Source organism: Halomonas sp. QHL1 (assembly GCF_001882345.1).
Lineage (GTDB): Bacteria > Pseudomonadota > Gammaproteobacteria > Pseudomonadales > Halomonadaceae > Vreelandella.
On sequence record NZ_MINL01000001.1, the window covers coordinates 2,083,774 to 2,101,540 of the forward strand.

The 17,767-nt window shown below is 53.9% G+C and carries 10 protein-coding genes, 2 tRNA genes and 1 rRNA gene; 3 read left to right on the forward strand and 10 right to left on the reverse strand.

What is annotated here, in order from left to right:
• Positions 1–633: 633 nt before the first annotated feature.
• The 9 genes from QHL1GM_RS09550 to rluD form a co-directional block, all read right to left on the reverse strand.
• A tRNA-Ala gene (locus QHL1GM_RS09550) sits at positions 634–709 on the reverse strand.
• Positions 710–825: 116 nt separating this feature from the next.
• A tRNA-Ile gene (locus QHL1GM_RS09555) sits at positions 826–902 on the reverse strand.
• Between the two features lie 84 nt (positions 903–986).
• A 16S ribosomal RNA gene (locus QHL1GM_RS09560) occupies positions 987–2,519 on the reverse strand.
• 493 nt (positions 2,520–3,012) lie between these two features.
• Positions 3,013–3,900, reverse strand: a complete 888-nt coding sequence (gene pssA / locus QHL1GM_RS09565; RefSeq protein ID WP_071694264.1) for a CDP-diacylglycerol--serine O-phosphatidyltransferase — start codon at positions 3,898–3,900, stop codon at positions 3,013–3,015.
• A 201-nt stretch (positions 3,901–4,101) separates the two neighbouring features.
• Positions 4,102–4,593: an acetolactate synthase small subunit gene (gene ilvN / locus QHL1GM_RS09570; RefSeq protein ID WP_007113940.1), complete on the reverse strand. Its 492-nt coding sequence runs from the start codon at positions 4,591–4,593 to the stop codon at positions 4,102–4,104.
• Positions 4,593–6,317, reverse strand: coding sequence for an acetolactate synthase 3 large subunit (locus QHL1GM_RS09575; protein WP_071694265.1), 1,725 nt, complete (start codon positions 6,315–6,317; stop codon positions 4,593–4,595). The genes ilvN and QHL1GM_RS09575 overlap by 1 nt, the downstream gene beginning before the upstream one ends.
• Before the next feature lie 429 nt (positions 6,318–6,746).
• Positions 6,747–9,329 (reverse strand): ATP-dependent chaperone ClpB, encoded by a 2,583-nt coding sequence (gene clpB, locus QHL1GM_RS09580; RefSeq protein ID WP_071694266.1) that lies wholly within the window; start codon positions 9,327–9,329, stop codon positions 6,747–6,749.
• A gap of 166 nt (positions 9,330–9,495) precedes the next feature.
• Positions 9,496–10,251 (reverse strand): peptidoglycan editing factor PgeF, encoded by a 756-nt coding sequence (pgeF, locus tag QHL1GM_RS09585; RefSeq protein WP_071694267.1) that lies wholly within the window; start codon positions 10,249–10,251, stop codon positions 9,496–9,498.
• Positions 10,248–11,207, reverse strand: a complete 960-nt coding sequence (gene rluD / locus QHL1GM_RS09590; protein ID WP_071694268.1) for a 23S rRNA pseudouridine(1911/1915/1917) synthase RluD — start codon at positions 11,205–11,207, stop codon at positions 10,248–10,250. Before rluD ends, pgeF begins: the two co-directional genes overlap by 4 nt.
• Before the next feature lie 216 nt (positions 11,208–11,423).
• Here rluD and QHL1GM_RS09595 point away from each other — a divergent pair, with 216 nt between their 5' ends.
• The 3 genes from QHL1GM_RS09595 (at position 11,424) to QHL1GM_RS09605 (ending at position 15,989) form a co-directional block, all read left to right on the forward strand.
• Positions 11,424–12,239: an outer membrane protein assembly factor BamD gene (locus QHL1GM_RS09595; RefSeq protein ID WP_071694269.1), complete on the forward strand. Its 816-nt coding sequence runs from the start codon at positions 11,424–11,426 to the stop codon at positions 12,237–12,239.
• A gap of 236 nt (positions 12,240–12,475) precedes the next feature.
• Positions 12,476–14,179: a methyl-accepting chemotaxis protein gene (locus tag QHL1GM_RS09600; protein ID WP_071694270.1), complete on the forward strand. Its 1,704-nt coding sequence runs from the start codon at positions 12,476–12,478 to the stop codon at positions 14,177–14,179.
• Positions 14,180–14,270: 91 nt separating this feature from the next.
• Positions 14,271–15,989: a bifunctional diguanylate cyclase/phosphodiesterase gene (locus QHL1GM_RS09605; protein ID WP_071694271.1), complete on the forward strand. Its 1,719-nt coding sequence runs from the start codon at positions 14,271–14,273 to the stop codon at positions 15,987–15,989.
• A gap of 19 nt (positions 15,990–16,008) precedes the next feature.
• Here the strand turns inward: QHL1GM_RS09605 and QHL1GM_RS09610 are convergent, their stop codons facing one another.
• Positions 16,009–17,643 (reverse strand): NAD+ synthase, encoded by a 1,635-nt coding sequence (locus QHL1GM_RS09610; protein ID WP_071694272.1) that lies wholly within the window; start codon positions 17,641–17,643, stop codon positions 16,009–16,011.
• Positions 17,644–17,767: the final 124 nt, after the last annotated feature.

A 17,767-nucleotide genomic window follows, 5' to 3' on the forward strand; every position in this document is an offset into this window, starting at 1 on the left:
TTAAGAACAGTTCCTTTCAGAATTTTCTTGTCAGCATGATATACATTGTTAAAGAGCAGCTGTTCAATGAACAGTGATAAAGCGGTGCTATAACGACAACAACAGCACAGCGACTTATCAATGGTCACGAAACATTCACAAACGGTATTGAGGGTTCAACAGAGTAGTAACGTAATGGTGGTAGATGTTTCAGTTCCCCTGGTTCGCCTCGTACACCTATGTATTCAGTGCACGATACTCATCTTATGATGAGTGGGTTTCCCCATTCAGAAATGCCCGGGTCACAGGTTGTTGCCACCTCACCGAGCCTTATCGCAGGCTACCACGTCTTTCATCGCCTCTGGCTGCCTAGGCATCCACCGTGTGCGCTTCATTGCTTGACCCTATAACCCGAAGGAGTCTGGATGTCGCAATGATCACGTTTCATTTTGCCGGATACGCTTGAGACGTATCACAATTTAAGAACAGTTCCTTTCAGAATGTTCTTGTCAGCATGATATACATTGTTAAAGAGCAGCTGTTCAATGAACAGTGATAAAGCGGTGCTATAACGACAACAACAGCACAGCGACTTATCAATGGTCACGAAACATTCACAAACGGTATTGAGGGTTCAACAGAGTAGTAACGTAATGGTGGAGCCAAGCGGGATCGAACCGCTGACCTCCTGCGTGCAAGGCAGGCGCTCTCCCAGCTGAGCTATGGCCCCATCTAGTCATTATTAGTCACGCTCACCTCTGGCCAATTTTATTTAACGCAAGGCATTTTATGGCGACGCATAGCCTGCTATGCGAGGTATAAAATAACGCAGCGATAGATAAAATTTGGTGGGTCTGGGCAGACTTGAACTGCCGACCTCACCCTTATCAGGGGTGCGCTCTAACCAACTGAGCTACAGACCCAAGAGGGGATCGTACTTCTTACCGTTTGCTCTATCTTTGATCAGGTAATTCATTGTGGACGCTTACCGACTGTGACGCATCGTTTAAGGAGGTGATCCAGCCGCAGGTTCCCCTACGGCTACCTTGTTACGACTTCACCCCAGTCATGAACCACACCGTGGTGATCGCCCTCTTGCGTTAGGCTAACCACTTCTGGTGCAGTCCACTCCCATGGTGTGACGGGCGGTGTGTACAAGGCCCGGGAACGTATTCACCGTGACATTCTGATTCACGATTACTAGCGATTCCGACTTCACGGAGTCGAGTTGCAGACTCCGATCCGGACTGAGACCGGCTTTAAGGGATTCGCTGACTCTCGCGAGCTCGCAGCCCTTGGTACCGGCCATTGTAGCACGTGTGTAGCCCTACCCGTAAGGGCCATGATGACTTGACGTCGTCCCCACCTTCCTCCGGTTTGTCACCGGCAGTCTCCTTAGAGTTCCCACCATTACGTGCTGGCAAATAAGGACAAGGGTTGCGCTCGTTACGGGACTTAACCCAACATTTCACAACACGAGCTGACGACAGCCATGCAGCACCTGTCTTACAGTTCCCGAAGGCACACCAGAATCTCTTCCGGCTTCTGTAGATGTCAAGGGTAGGTAAGGTTCTTCGCGTTGCATCGAATTAAACCACATGCTCCACCGCTTGTGCGGGCCCCCGTCAATTCATTTGAGTTTTAACCTTGCGGCCGTACTCCCCAGGCGGTCGACTTATCGCGTTAACTTCGCCACAAAGTGCTCTAGGCACCCAACGGCTGGTCGACATCGTTTACGGCGTGGACTACCAGGGTATCTAATCCTGTTTGCTACCCACGCTTTCGCACCTCAGTGTCAGTGTCAGTCCAGAAGGCCGCCTTCGCCACTGGTATTCCTCCCGATCTCTACGCATTTCACCGCTACACCGGGAATTCTACCTTCCTCTCCTGCACTCTAGCCTGACAGTTCCGGATGCCGTTCCCAGGTTGAGCCCGGGGCTTTCACAACCGGCTTATCAAGCCACCTACGCGCGCTTTACGCCCAGTAATTCCGATTAACGCTTGCACCCTCCGTATTACCGCGGCTGCTGGCACGGAGTTAGCCGGTGCTTCTTCTGCGAGTGATGTCTTTCCTGCCGGGTATTAACCGACAGGCGTTCTTCCTCGCTGAAAGTGCTTTACAACCCGAGGGCCTTCTTCACACACGCGGCATGGCTGGATCAGGGTTGCCCCCATTGTCCAATATTCCCCACTGCTGCCTCCCGTAGGAGTTCGGGCCGTGTCTCAGTCCCGATGTGGCTGATCATCCTCTCAGACCAGCTACGGATCGTTGCCTTGGTGAGCCTTTACCTCACCAACTAGCTAATCCGACATAGGCTCATCCAATAGCGGGAGCCGAAGCCCCCTTTCTCCCGTAGGACGTATGCGGTATTAGCCTGGGTTTCCCCAGGTTATCCCCCACTACCGGGCAGATTCCTATGCATTACTCACCCGTCCGCCGCTCGTCAGCGGGTAGCAAGCTACCCCTGTTACCGCTCGACTTGCATGTGTTAGGCCTGCCGCCAGCGTTCAATCTGAGCCATGATCAAACTCTTCAGTTTACAATCATTGTGATCCTTACTCGCTTACCTAAGGACTAGCCGAAGGCAGCAAAAGCGGATCAAACTTGGCTCAAGGTTCAAACGAATTCATTCAAAACAGATCCCAAAGGACGAATCCTTTAAAACCCTATTGCTTGAGTCGCTTGCCTTGATATTGGGTGATTTGTCACCAACATCAGCAAGCGCCCACATGAATTACCTGATCAAATTGTTAAAGAGCTGTTTCGCTGCGTTTGACTGACGAACCGTTGAACTGGCTTGCCGCAGCGAGGAAGGCGTATTCTACGCCTTTCCTGGTGGTTGTCAATGTGCGATTTTCGCTATCGATACAACCCTGACACGAAATCGCTAACCCTTTGACAAACCAAGGCTTTTACACCTTATGCACCGCTGGTAACGCTAGGCGTCCCCGGCAGCGGATGCGTACTCTACGGATTCGCTGACGGGTTGGCAAGGGCTAATGCGAAAAAAACTGTAAAACTGACTGAAAAGCTTAGCTCTTAGGTTTTGCTTTACGCATAACGGCTAAAACAGGGCCTGAAGCCACATAGGTTCCAAACAGTAATAGCAGCATTACTGAAGGCTCGACCGAGATCAACACAAAGGCGAGCACGATGGCTAACAGCACAACAAAAGGTACCGGCTTTTTAAAGTCGAGATCCTTAAAGCTGTAGTAACGGATATTGCTCACCATCAGCACACCTGCTGCTGCCACGACTACTAACATCAGCAGTTTGAAACCGAAGGCGTCGGCATCAAAGCTATGGAAAGTCCAAACGCTGGCGGCGACTAGCGCCGCAGCAGAAGGGCTGGGCAAGCCAATAAACCACTTTTTATCGACACTACCAATTTGTACATTGAAGCGTGCAAGGCGAAGCGCCGCGCAGGCAACGTAGAGAAAGGCCACTACCCAGCCCGTCTTGCCAATGTCTTGAAGAATCCAGGTAAAGGCGACTAAAGCGGGCGCCATACCAAAGGAAATCATATCGGCCAAGCTATCGTACTCAGCACCAAACTCACTTTGCGTATTGGTCATTCGTGCAACACGGCCATCCAAGCCATCCAGCACCATGGCAATAAAGATCGCAACGGCTGCCGAGGTAAACTCACCATTTATGCCAGCCACCACCGCAAAGAAACCGGCAAAAAGTGCCGAAGTGGTAAATAAGTTGGGTAATAAATAGATGCCTTTACGGCGAATCTTTTTGCCGTTTTCTACAGCCTCTTCAACTACCTCAGTTTCACGCAAGAATGCAGTGGCTAAATCTTCATTGCCACCCACTTCTGACTGCTCAGTATTTTCTGGCTGGGGAGCGCCTGGTTGGCCCAGGTTTGACTGATCAGAGTTTGAGTGTTCTTGATCGCGAGCGTCCTGTGTCATAGGTTTCATCCATTAAAAGTGAAGTCACGGGAACAGTAGTCGCTTTCATTCTACACGGTGAGTGCAACTCGGCCAGCCAATTGCTGCATTGATGCCCTGTGGGCAGCCGCCAGCTAGCGGCAGTAAGCCATTCATCAAAAACGCCGCCCCATGAAAGGAGCGGCGCTTGGGCTTGCTTTTAAGGCTACGTACTTATCGTGCTTAGAGAGACAAAACCTTATCGCCCCGAGCAATACCCGAGACCCCCGTACGGGCGACCTCAAGAATGCCTACCGGCGCCATGGCTTGAAGGAAAGCATCGAGCTTGCCCGCATCGCCGGTGATTTGCACGGTATAAAGGCTTGGCGTTACGTCGACGATCTGTGCACGGAAGATATCCACCGTGCGCTTCACTTCATCACGCGCCGCGCCTAGCGCTTTCACTTTAACCAACATCAGCTCGCGCTCGATATGGTTACCTTCGGTGAGATCCACCAGCTTAACCACGTCAATCAACTTATTGAGGTGCTTGGTGATCTGCTCGATCACGCGGTCATCGCCCACGGTGGTGACCGTTAAACGCGACAGCGACGGGTCTTCAGTGGGTGCCACGTTAAGCGTTTCGATGTTGAAGTTACGCTGGGAGAACAACCCGACCACACGTGACAGCGCACCCGGTTCGTTTTCTAACAGAATCGAGATGATATGACGCATCAGGTACGCTCCGTTTTAGACAGCAGCATGTCGCGCATGGCACCTAACGGCACCTGCATCGGATAGACGTGCTCATGGGGATCGACCTTCACGTCAAGGAATACCAGCTCGTGTTTATCAGCAAAGGCACGCTCCAACGCAGGCTCCAATTCATCAAGCGTATTGACGGTAATTGCGGTAAACCCATACGCCTCAATCAGCATATGAAAATCAGGGAGCGACTCCATATAGGAGTGTGCGTGACGCGACTTATAGTTCAAGTCCTGCCACTGACGCACCATGCCAAGCGACGCATTGTTAAGATTGACGATCTTAACGCCCACCCCGTACTGCTTACAGGTGGAGAGCTCCTGCATCATCATCTGGAAACTGCCTTCACCAGTGATACACACCACGTCATCATCCGGGAAGTTCTGTTTGATGCCCATAGCGGCGGGAAAGCCAAAGCCCATGGTGCCCAAGCCACCCGAGGTAATCAGCCGGTTGGGTTTATCAAACTTGTAGTACTGGGCCGCGAACATCTGGTGTTGACCAACATCGGTGGTCACGTAGGCTTCGCCGCGGGTAATCCGGCAAACCGCCTCAACCACTTCCTGGGGCTTAAGCACTTCACCTGGCTTGGAAGGTTCGTAAAGCTTGCCTTCACGGTCGGCGCGCCAGCCGTCAATCTTCTGCCACCACTCGGTCAGCGCTTCGGGATGGGCAATTTCGTGTCCTTGCACCAAGCTGATCATCTCATTGATAACGCTGGAGGCCGGGCCAACGATCGGCACATCGGCACGCACCGTTTTAGAGATCGAGCTCGGGTCGACGTCCACATGGATGATTTTAGCCGTCGGGCAGAACTTCGAGGTGCTGTTGGTCACGCGGTCATCAAAACGCGCCCCAATGGCAATGATCAGGTCGGCGTGGTGCATGGCCATATTGGATTCGTAAGAGCCGTGCATGCCCAGCCAGCCCAAACACTGCCGATCACTTTGCGGATACGCACCGATGCCCATCAGCGTGGTGGTGATCGGATAACCCAGCTGCTTTACCAGATCGGTCAGGCCTTCGCTGGCTTTGCCCGTTACCACGCCGCCACCGGTATAGAACACCGGGCGCTTGGCTTTGAGTATCATCTCAACGGCTTTTTTAATCTGCCCCGTGTGGCCACGCGTGACGGGGTTGTATGAGCGCATCTTGACCTTTTTCGGATAGATGTACTCATAACGCTCGGTGGGAGCCGTCATATCTTTCGGGATATCGACCACCACTGGGCCCGGACGGCCTGTGGCGGCTAAATAGAACGCCTTTTTGAGTACTTCCGGAATTTCAGATGGGTGACGAATCGAGAAGCTATGTTTCACGATAGGGCGTGTCACACCGACGATATCGGTTTCCTGGAAGGCGTCTTCACCGATCAAATGGCTCGCCACTTGGCCACACAGCACTACCATGGGAATTGAATCCATGTAGGCGGTGGCAATACCAGTGACGGCATTGGTGGCACCGGGGCCGGAGGTAACCAGCACGCAGCCGGGCTTGCCTGATGCGCGGGCATAGCCATCGGCGGCGTGGGTAGCCGCTTGTTCGTGACGCACCAAAATGTGCTTCACTTTATCCTGGCGGAAAAGTGCATCGTAAATATGCAGCGCTGCACCGCCGGGGTAACCATAAATGTATTCGATGCCCTCATCTTGCAAGAAGCGGGCGATCATATCTGCGCCGGAAAGCAGTTCCACTGTATTTCTCCCCTGAAGGTCTCGAGTGCGATCCGCAGGACATCCTGCGGTGTCGAGTGCGGCGGTATGCCGCTGCCGGCCCTTGCCGGCACCTGATGCCAAACCCTGGCAGATGGCCCGGTTAGGGCCTGCACTCTTATCACGGCAGTTCGCCGTGTCGGGGCGTTGGCCAGGTTGGGCGGTTAGCCCAAGCCCGGAAGTCCTTCGGCGGGTAGAGGCCTTCGCCTACCCTTCGCGCGGGGATTAGGGGTTGCCCGTTGAGTCCGCGCCCGCAAATCAGGAACCGACAAGATTCCATTAGCGCCCTCAGCCTGTCAACCTCCGATCAGGCCAAACGCAACAAAGGTCGCAAGAAGCCATTAAAAAAGCCCCGCCAGCAACGCTAGCGGGGCTTTTTACTTACTCAATTGCGCAAAGTGGCGGCATCAATTATGAGCTAAACACCAGCTTGCCCTCTTCCGCGTTGATATGAATAGTATCTCCAGGGGCAAATTTGCCTCCGAGCAGGTCTTGCGCCAGCGGGTTCTCAATACGGCTTTGAATTGCCCGTTTGAGTGGCCGCGCCCCGTATACGGGGTCGAAGCCCACGACCGCCAGTTGTGCCATGGCCTCTGGGCTAACCTCAAGCTTCAGGTCGTGTTCGGCAAGGCGCACTTTCAAACGCTCAAGCTGAATACCGGCAATCGCCTGAATCTGCTCTTGGCCTAAAGCGTGGAACACCACCACTTCATCGATGCGGTTGATGAGCTCAGGCCGGAAGTGGTTACCCACCACCTCCATGACCATGTTTTTCATTACCTCATAGTCACTATCGTCACCGCCCATACGTTGGATAATGTCCGAGCCCATGTTGGAGGTCATTACAATCACGGTATTGCGGAAATCTACCGTGCGGCCCTGGCCATCGGTTAAGCGGCCGTCTTCCAATACCTGCAGCAGGATATTGAAGACATCCGGATGGGCTTTCTCCACCTCGTCCAGCAGCATCACCGAGTAAGGTTTGCGCCGCACCGCCTCGGTTAAGTAGCCGCCCTCTTCGTAGCCGACGTAGCCTGGGGGCGCACCGATCAAGCGAGCCACGGAGTGCTTCTCCATAAACTCGGACATATCGATACGCACCATCGCTTCTTCGGTATCGAACAGAAAGTTCGCCAGCGACTTACACAGCTCGGTTTTACCCACGCCAGTGGGACCGAGGAACAGGAATGAACCGTTGGGACGATTAGGATCCGATAGCCCGGCCCGTGAGCGGCGTACCGCGTTCGCCACCGCCTCGACGGCTTCATCCTGGCCAATCACCCGCTGGTGCAGCGCCTCTTCCATACGCAGCAGCTTATCGCGCTCGCCTTCCAGCATTTTGGAGACCGGAATGCCCGTCCAGCGGGAAACCACCTCGGCGATCTCCTCTTCGGTGACATTAGAGCGCAGCAACTGATGGCTCGAGGTATCCGCTTCGCCTTCGCCGCTTTCGGCGATCTTCTTCTCAAGCTCTGGAATCTTGCCGTACTGAATTTCTGACATCCGACCCAAGTCGCCCTGACGGCGGGCCTGCTCCAGATCAAGCCGCGCTTGTTCTAAATCGGCCTTAAACTGGGCAGCCCCTTGAATACTGGCTTTCTCGGCTTTCCAGATTTCGTCAAGATCAGCGTATTCCCGCTCTAGCTCGTGAATCTGGGTATTGAGTGCTTCCAGGCGTTTTTTGGTGGCTTCGTCGGTCTCTTTCTTAAGCGCTTCACGCTCCATTTTGAGCTGTATCAGGCGGCGATCAAGGCGATCCATCGCTTCCGGCTTGGAGTCCAGTTCCATGCGAATCCGCGATGCGGCCTCATCGATTAGATCGATGGCTTTGTCGGGCAGTTGGCGATCGGTGATATAGCGAGTAGAAAGCTTGGCTGCGGCAATAATTGCCGAGTCGGTAATATCCACGCCGTGGTGCACTTCATAGCGCTCTTTTAGGCCGCGCAGTATCGCCACGGTGTCCTCTTCGGAAGGCTCATCAACCAGTACTTTCTGGAAGCGGCGCTCCAAGGCGGCGTCTTTCTCGATGTACTTGCGGTACTCATCAAGCGTGGTCGCCCCCACGCAGTGCAGCTCACCGCGAGCCAGGGCAGGCTTGAGCATATTGCCCGCATCCATAGCACCTTCGGCTTTGCCCGCGCCGACCATGGTGTGCAGCTCGTCAATAAACAGGATCACCCGGCCTTCTTCCTGAGAAAGCTCCTTGAGCACCGCTTTCAAACGCTCTTCAAACTCACCACGGAATTTGGCGCCTGCCAGCAGCGAGCCCATATCCAGCGAAAGCACGCGTTTATCTTTTAAGCCTTCCGGCACTTCGCCGTTAACGATGCGCTGGGCCAACCCCTCGACAATGGCGGTTTTACCCACACCGGGCTCACCGATTAATACCGGGTTGTTTTTGGTGCGCCGCTGCAGCACTTGAATGGTCCGGCGAATTTCGTCGTCGCGACCGATCACCGGATCCAGCTTGCCGTCCAGCGCACGCTGGGTAAGATCCATGGTGTATTTATTGAGCGCTTCGCGCTGATCTTCAGCATTTGCATCGTCGACGGTAGCGCCGCCGCGCAGGCTATTGATAGCCGCTTCGAGTGATTTACGGTTGATGCCCGCTTCTTTAAGCAGCTTGGTAATCGCTGAATTCATTTCCAGCGCTGCCAATAGAACGAGCTCACTGGCGATAAACTGATCACCGCGCTTTTGCGCTTCGCGATCGGTTAAGTTGAAAAGCTTGATGAAATCCCGCGATGGCTGCACTTCGCCATCGAACTGCCCCACCTTGGGCAAATTATCCAGCTGCTGCATCAGTCCATCACGCAGGCGCGAAGGACTGCCCTCGGCTTTTTCAATCAGGGCTTTAATACCGGTGTCTTTGGTGTCGAGCAGGGCCAGCAGCAAATGCGCTGGGTCTAGCTGATTATGACCGCGGCCAACGGCCAGCGACTGCGCTTCGGCAATCGCACTTTGAAGCTTGGCGGTAAATTTATCAAAACGCATGGAGTTCCTCCTGGGGTAGCCGTGCGTTTGGACGCACCGCGTAACCCAATAACGTGTCATTAGACGTGCTAAATCACGATTAGCTTGACAAGTTAAATGGCGTCAGTTCCGGGCATTTCAAGAGCAGGTTAAACAAACCACTGGTCTAAGGAGGCTTTTATTGACGTTAATTGATCCAGATCACGCTTGCCATACGACCGGTTTTACCGCCATCACGACGGTAGGAGTAGAAGCGCGACTCGCAGGCGGTGCAGAAGTGCCCGCCGCTAATATTATTGACTCCCAGCGCCTCTAACCGAAAGCGCGCCAGCCGATAAAGGTCGGCCATGTAATGACCCAGCCGGTAAGGGCTATGGTCAAAGGCGTCCGCGGTATCCGGATGAACGGCAACAAAGGCGCCGTAAACCTCAGGGCCAACCTCAAATTGAGCGTTGGAGATAGCAGGCCCTAACCAGACCAGAATATCGTCTGGGTCAGTGTTCATCGCGGCAATGGTTGCCTCCAGCACACCGCCCGCCAAGCCCCGCCAACCGGCATGGGCCACCGCCACCTGGGTACCCGCTCGATTGCAGAACATCACCGGCAGGCAGTCTGCCGTCAGTACGACGCATGCGTACTCATTGGAGGTCGCAAGGGCGGCATCCGCGTCGGCAGGCTCAAGCTGATAAAACTGCTGCACACGGGCGCCATGGGTCTGATTCAGCCACAGCAGAGGCCGTTCATCGCCAATTTCCTTTTGCAGCAAACGACGGCACAGCGCGACATGATCAGCATTATCGCCGACATGGGAAGCGGTATTGAAAGCGGCAAAATGGCCCTGGCTAGGCCCCGATTCACGGGTCGTCACAAAGGCACGCACATTGGTCGGCGCCGGCCAGTCGGGCACTAAAAGCGTTGGCCGTAAATTAATGGCATCGCTCATCGCATGGTCTCATTATCTTCGCGCAGGTAATCCAACAACATTAACAAATCATCAGGGAGGTCTGCCTGAAACGTTAATGTTTCGCCACTTACCGGGTGCTTGAAAATCAACTTACGCGCGTGAAGAGCCTGACGAGGGAACTCGCGCAGGATCTCCTTCAGCGGCTCAGCAGCACCCGGCGGTAATTTGGCGCGGCCGCCGTACATAGGGTCACCAATTAACGGATAACGAGCATGGGCCATATGCACACGAATTTGGTGGGTGCGCCCCGTTTCCAACTTACAGCGCACGTGGGTGTGGGCACGGAAGCGCTCAACCACGCGAAAATGGGTAATGGCAGGTTTACCCGAGGCCGTCACGGCCTGGCGTTTACGGTCTTTAGGGTGACGACCAATGGGTGCGTCAATGGTACTACCCGATACAGGCTTACCAATCACGACGGCGTCGTACTGGCGTGACACGCTGCGCGCCTGTAGCTGTTCCACTAGCGCTGTCTGGGCGGGCAGCGTTTTCGCCACCATCATCAAGCCCGTGGTATCTTTATCTAGGCGGTGGACGATCCCCGCACGCGGCACTTCCGCCAGTGCCGGATGATGGTGAAGCAATGCATTTAATAGCGTGCCATCCGGGTTGCCTGCAGCAGGATGCACCACCATACCGGCAGCTTTGTTGATCACCATCACCGTATCGTCTTCATAAACGATATCCAGCGCGATGTCCTGGGCTTCAAAGCGCGTATCGTCTTCGATGGTCGCCTGAAGCGCCAACACTTCATGGCCATGTAGCTTGGCTTTCGGCTTGGCTTGCGCGCCATCAACCGTCAATTCACCAGCGTTAATCCACGCTTTTAAGCGCTCACGGGAGTAATCGCTGAACAACTCAGCCGCCGCTTGGTCTAATCGCGCACCGGCTAACGTAGCGGGCACGCGCTGCGTGTCTTCAACTATTCGAGACATGAAAAACCTCTTTAAGACGCAAAAACCCCCAGCAAGGTGAAAAAACCAGCCCCGACATGGAAAAATAAGCTTTGACGACACCCAACGAAACGTCGCTAAGCCTGCGTTTTGAGCCGAGGTGTTTTATAGTGGGCGGACTGCGACCTATTCTACCATTTCTACTTATGGCCATCGCCGCTTTTTGGTGATTGAGGCTTGTTTGCAACGAGGATGATGATGCGCGTTTTTTCAGCTGCCAACCGCTTTGGTGCTCTAGCCCTAAGCCTTGCCCTTTTAGCGGGCTGTGCGAGTAACGATACCAGCGAAGAAGAGGAAGATGAATTTGCTGGGGTACAGGAGCGTGAGCTCTATGAACTGGCCCGCACGGCCCTAGACGGCAACCGCTACCCGATTGCGATAGAGCGCTTGGAAGCGCTCGATACGCGCTATCCGTTCGGCGCGCATGCTGAGCAGGCCCAGCTTGAGCTGATCTATGCCTACTATGAAAATAGCAATTGGGAAGAAGCTCGGGCAGCAGCCAGCCGCTTTATTCGCCTTCACCCCGATCACCCCCAAGTGGACTACGCCTACTATCTGCGTGGACTTTCTGCTTGGCAAGCGGGCCGTTTCAGCCTAGAGCGCCTGCGCCTGATTGATATTTCCAGGCGTGACCTGGGCGCTTCCCGTGATGCCTACAATGACTTCCGCGAGCTGATTCAGCGTTACCCGCAGAGTGAATACGCCGCCGATGCCCAGCAGCGTATCGTCTACCTGCGTGAGTTGATGGCGCGTCATGAGCTGCACGTTGCCGATTACTATCTGCGCCGTGGCGCCTACTTAGCGGCCGTTGAGCGTGGTCGTTGGGTAATCGAAAACTACCCTGAATCCAGCGCCACCCGTGATGCGTTGGCCACCATGGTGGAAGGCTATCAAGGCCTAGACATGGACGACCGCGCCGATGAAGTCCTCGCAGTGCTGCGCGAGAACGCACCCGATCATGATCAGTTGCAAGGCAGCCGTTTTGTTCCCAAGCACTTAGGTCAAAATGACTAAGTCTTGGCGACTATTCAGTTGCTAAGAACTGTACAACAGTTACCTATTAAACCACGCCTCGGCGTGGTTTTTTTATACGATAACAGTGCAACTAATTGATTGTGAAGGCCAACATACAAGCTAAAGGTGGACATTGTACAAATAATAATTATTTTCTATACAAATATTATACAACAATATATGATTAGCCTGTCTTACATAATAAAGCGCCTAAACGGCGCCTGAGGGAGCACTCCATGTCTTTTTTTAACGCCCGTTCCGGCAACACCAAAATAAGCACACGCTTAACGCTCGGCTTTTCCACTCTTTTGGGCTTGCTAATTCTGTTAACAGTCGTGGGTATTTACCAAGTCAATCAAATTGATCGAGACCTAGCGTCGATCAACGACGTCAACGGAACCAAACAGCGTTTTGCGGTGGATTGGCGAGGCAGCGTGCATGATCGCGCTATCGTGCTTCGCGATATTGTCATCACAGAAGGCAGTAACAACCTCCCCTCACTTGAAGGCGAAATTGAACGCCTGGGAGACGCTTACCGCTCGGCTACAACAGGTATGCAGCAAGTGACCAGCGAACACGCTGGTACTGCTCAAGAGCAGAGCATCATTAACAGCATCAACGAACAAGCCGAGTTAACGCGAGGGCTTACCGAGCAGGTAATAACAGCCCGCCAGGCAGATGAGTATGCCAACGCGCAAACGCTGCTTCTGGAACAAGCGGGCCCAGCTTACACCGAGTGGCTTAATCGCATTAATCAGTTTATCAATCTCCAGCAGCAGTTGAACGACGCCACCACAGCGACAGCCCGCGATACAGCTTCCGGCTTTCAAATGCAGATGTTGGGTCTAACACTGTTTGCGTTACTGGTAGGTGGTTTGATCGCGGTATTCTTGTCCCGTCAACTACTACGCGAACTGGGTGCTGAACCCCACGAAGTCAAAGCGTTTGCTGAAGCCATTGGCCGTGGCGAGTTAACCAGCCGGGGGCAGCTAAAGAAAGGCGATACCCGCAGCATTATGGCGTCTCAGGTCGCTATGGCGCATCAGCTACAAACGATTGTGACCCAGGTGCGTGCCTCTGCAGAGGCGGTGGCCAGCAACAGCGAGCAAATTGCTGAAGGCAATAACGACCTCTCTTCACGTACTGAACAGCAGGCCAGCGCACTCGCGGAGACGGCCTCTGCAATGGAAGAGCTCAACAGCACGGTAAAACTCAACGCTGAAAATTCTGAGCAGGCTAGCCAGGAAGCTTCAAGTGCATCAAGCACGGCCAAGCAAGGTGGCGAAGCGGTAAATCAAGTCGTTGCCACAATGAATGATCTCAATAAGAGCTCTCAGGAAATTGCCGGCATTATCTCTACTATTGATGCAATTGCCTTCCAAACCAATATTCTAGCCCTTAATGCTTCGGTTGAAGCCGCCCGCGCTGGCGAGCACGGCCGTGGTTTTGCTGTAGTCGCAGAGGAAGTGCGTCGATTAGCCCAGCGCAGTGCCGATGCCGCGCGAGAAATAAATGCCCTGATTTCCAGCAATCTTGAGCGTGTTAACCACGGCAATGAGCGCGCTGAAGAAGCCAGCAAATCGACCGAACAGATCGTAGCGGCTATCGAGCGTGTGACTAGCATTATGCAGGAAATCAGTCACGCCAGCGCAGAGCAGAGCACGGGTGTCCAAGAAGTGGGGCGAGCAGTGACCGAGATGGATCAGGTCACCCAGCAGAACGCTGCCCTTGTACATGAAAGTGCTACCGCAGCTAACAATTTACGTCAAAACGCTCACTCGCTACTGAATGCCATGGAAGTCTTTAAATTGCCGAATACACTGCAAAAAGCACAGCCATCGCATACTGCATTGGCACCTGCGCGTAGCCATTCTGCCAACACTCACGCTCTGCCCGCCGCAAAACGTCAGCAGGCAGCACCGGAGTGGGAAAGTTTTTAAATTAAAAATGGTTTTTCGATTAACTGTTTAGAGGGATACGGCTCCTAACCCTTAGGGGCCGTTTTTATTTGCCCTCCCCCCTGAGATAACGATGAAGCCCACTCAAAGCCTATTTAAGATGTTCTTGTTACCGATCTTAATGGTAGCGCTTCCAGCGCTGTTACTCATGACTATTGCCATGGAAATGCGGGGGAAACAGTCGCTCGACAACTTAGACACTATCGCTCAAGTTGCAATAATGTGGCTGGGAATTGGTGTCATGAGTGGGCTGATTGGAGCTGCTTTCTTTTTCGTCTGGCGTAGCAATAAGCGTTTAATGATCATCGGAGACGCTATTTTATCGCTCGCCAATAGCCAGCAAAAACTGTCCAATTTCCAAGCGATTGAGCAGATGAGTCGTCAGCGCAGCGGTTCTTTAAAGCGCATTGCCATGGCACTAATGACGTTTCAAGATGCAGAAAAGCAACGCCGGGAAGCCGAGTGTAAAGTACACCGATTGGCGTATTACGACACCCTGACCCAGCTGCCCAACTGGCAATTGATGAGAGACCATCGTCAACATTCGCTTGATACAAGCCAACAAACCGCCACCTACGGCGCGCTGATCTATATTGACGTTGACGATTTTAAGCGTATCAACGACAGCTGGGGTCACCGTCTGGGCGACAACCTACTCCAACAGATTGCCGAGCGCCTCACGGGCTTGAAAGTAGAAGGCACTACCATTGGCCGCCTAGGCAGTGATGAGTTTCTGGTGATCATCGATGGCTTAGCCAACGAACAGCTAAAAGCGGCCGAGAAAGCTGAGCTATTTGCCGAGCAGTTACAGCAAACGCTAAGCCCCTGCTACAGTGTGGAAAATAAGAAGCACTTCCTCAGTGTGAGCTTGGGAATCGCGCTGTTTAATGGCGCTCAAGAGAGCATTGATAGCCTCTTTCAATATTCCAACGCGGCCGTTCATCTTGCCAAACTAACGAGCCCCAACGGGTTACGTTTTTACGATCCGGCAGTGCAAGCCGAACTAGAAGCCAGAACCGCACTAGAGCACGATCTGCGCTTGGCCATCGAGCGACAAGAGTTCGTATTAGTTTACCAATCACAAGTGGATAGTCGCGGGCGAGCTATTGGCGCTGAGGCATTGATCCGCTGGGAACATCCTCGTAACGGGTTTGTCTCGCCGGGTACTTTTATCCCCTTAGCCGAGGAAACGGGCCTAATCGTACCCATTGGCAACTGGGTGTTGGAAGCGGCCTGCAAGCAGTTGGTCACCTGGGCCAACGACGAGCACACGAAGCATCTAACATTAGCCGTCAACGTCAGCGCCAAACAGTTTCAACAGCCCGATTTCGTGGCCACCGTTTGCGACGTGCTAACCAAAAGCGGTGCCTCGGCACATCGCCTAAAGCTGGAGCTGACCGAAAGCACAATGATCGGCAAAATAGATAACATCATTGCTAGCATGCATCAGCTCAAGGCGCTGGGGGTTAGCTTTTCATTAGACGATTTCGGCACGGGCTACTCGTCGCTGCAGTACCTCAAACGACTCCCCTTAGATCAAATTAAAATCGACCAGTCGTTTGTACGCAACCTACATGGAGACACCGACGATAAGGCCATCGTGCAAACCATTATTGCCATGGGGCGTTCGCTCGGATTACAGGTTATTGCCGAAGGTGTAGAAAACCTAGAACACTGGCGCTACCTAAACGAGCACCAGTGTCATGCCTTCCAAGGGTATTACTTTTGCAAACCGGTATCCGCTACCGAGATGGTACAGCGCAGCTTGTCCCCTCCACCGATGCTCGCCTAATACTGCAATAGTGCCCGGCTTACTCGCCGGGCTGCCAGCCATTGACGATAGGATAACGGCGGTCGCGACCAAAGCCGCGGGGGGTAACGCGAACACCAATGGGCGCCTGACGGCGCTTATACTCGCAGCGGTCGACAAGCTTCACTACTTTATAGACGTCTTCAGCGTCAAAACCGGCGGCAATGATCGCTTCAGCGCTCATGTCACCTTCGATATAGCTTAATAAGATAGCGTCCAGGACATCGTAGTCGGGCAAAGAGTCGCTATCCTGCTGATCCGGCGCCAGCTCAGCGCTGGGTGGGCGCTCGATCACCCGCGCAGGGATAGCGGGTGATTGCGTATTGCGCCAGCGGGCCAGGCGATATACCCAGGTTTTATAGACGTCTTTAATCGCATTAAAACCGCCCACCATATCGCCATACAGCGTGGCATAGCCCACCGCCATTTCGCTCTTATTACCGGTAGTGAGTACCATCAAGCCTTTTTTATTGGAGATTGCCATCAGCAGCACGCCACGACAGCGGGACTGCAGGTTTTCTTCGGTAGTATCTCGCTCTGTTCCCGCGAAGCTCTCTGCCAGCGTGCCCATAAAGGCCTCTACCATGGGCTCAATCGGCATGATCTCGTAGTGCACACCGAGCATCTTGGCCTGCTCGGCTGCGTCCTGCTTAGAGATATCCGCGGTGTAGTGATAGGGCATCATCACCGCCTGCACCCGTTGCGGGCCCAGTGCATCAACGGCAATGGCCAGCGAAAGCGCTGAGTCGATACCGCCGGAAAGCCCCAGCACCACGCCATCAAAACCGCTCTTATTGACGTAATCGCGCAGCCCGGTGACTAACGCGCAATAAAGACTCTCTTCCGGTTCTACCTCGGGATCCATCTCGCCGGGCTGGGGCTCCCAAATAGTGGCGCTGGTTTGCAAAAACTGTATCGGCATCAGGCCAGCCTGCCAGTACGGCGCCAACACCTGTAACTGCCCGCTGGCATTAACACAGCAGGAGCCGCCATCAAACACCAGCTCGTCCTGACCACCAATAGTGTTCACATACACTATTGGACGGTTAACGTCTTGGGCGTGCTCCTGCAGTAAACGCAGCCGCTCGTTTGGCTTGTCCTGATGATAGGGCGAGGCGTTCAAGGTGATCAGCATCTCAGCGCCTGCATCTGTTGCGGCTCTAACCGGCGCACCATCCCACAGGTCTTCGCAAATCAAGATACCCAGCTTGGCGCCTTTATGCTCATACACCAGCGTTTCAGTGCCGGGCGTGAAGTAGCGCTGCTCATCAAACACTTGGTAGTTGGGCAGCGCCTGCTTGGCGTACTCGGCCTCCCACTGCCCGTTGTAAAGTAGACCCGCCAAGTTGTAGCAGCGGCCTTCGCGCACACCGGGGTAGCCAATAATCACCAGCACGTCACTAGCGACCTTCGATGCCATTAGCGCGCGGGCTTCACGCAGGCGGGTTTCCATTGAGGGGCGCAGCAGCAAATCTTCCGGCGGGTAGCCCGACAAAAAAAGCTCTGGAAAGACAACAATATCCGCCCCATGCTCAATCCGCGCTTCGCGCACTGCTTCAATCGCGCGTGCGGCATTGCCGGGAATATCCCCGACCAGAGGATCGAGTTGGGCCATTACCAGCGTTAAGTCTTGCATGGGCGTCAAAATCTCTTGAGAATCTTAAAATAGGGTTACACCGACATAGTCGTATTGTCCCGCAAGGGCCGCCAACTGGCAAAGGCTGCGGGTCTATCCTAACGCCTACTGCCTAGATTCCCAC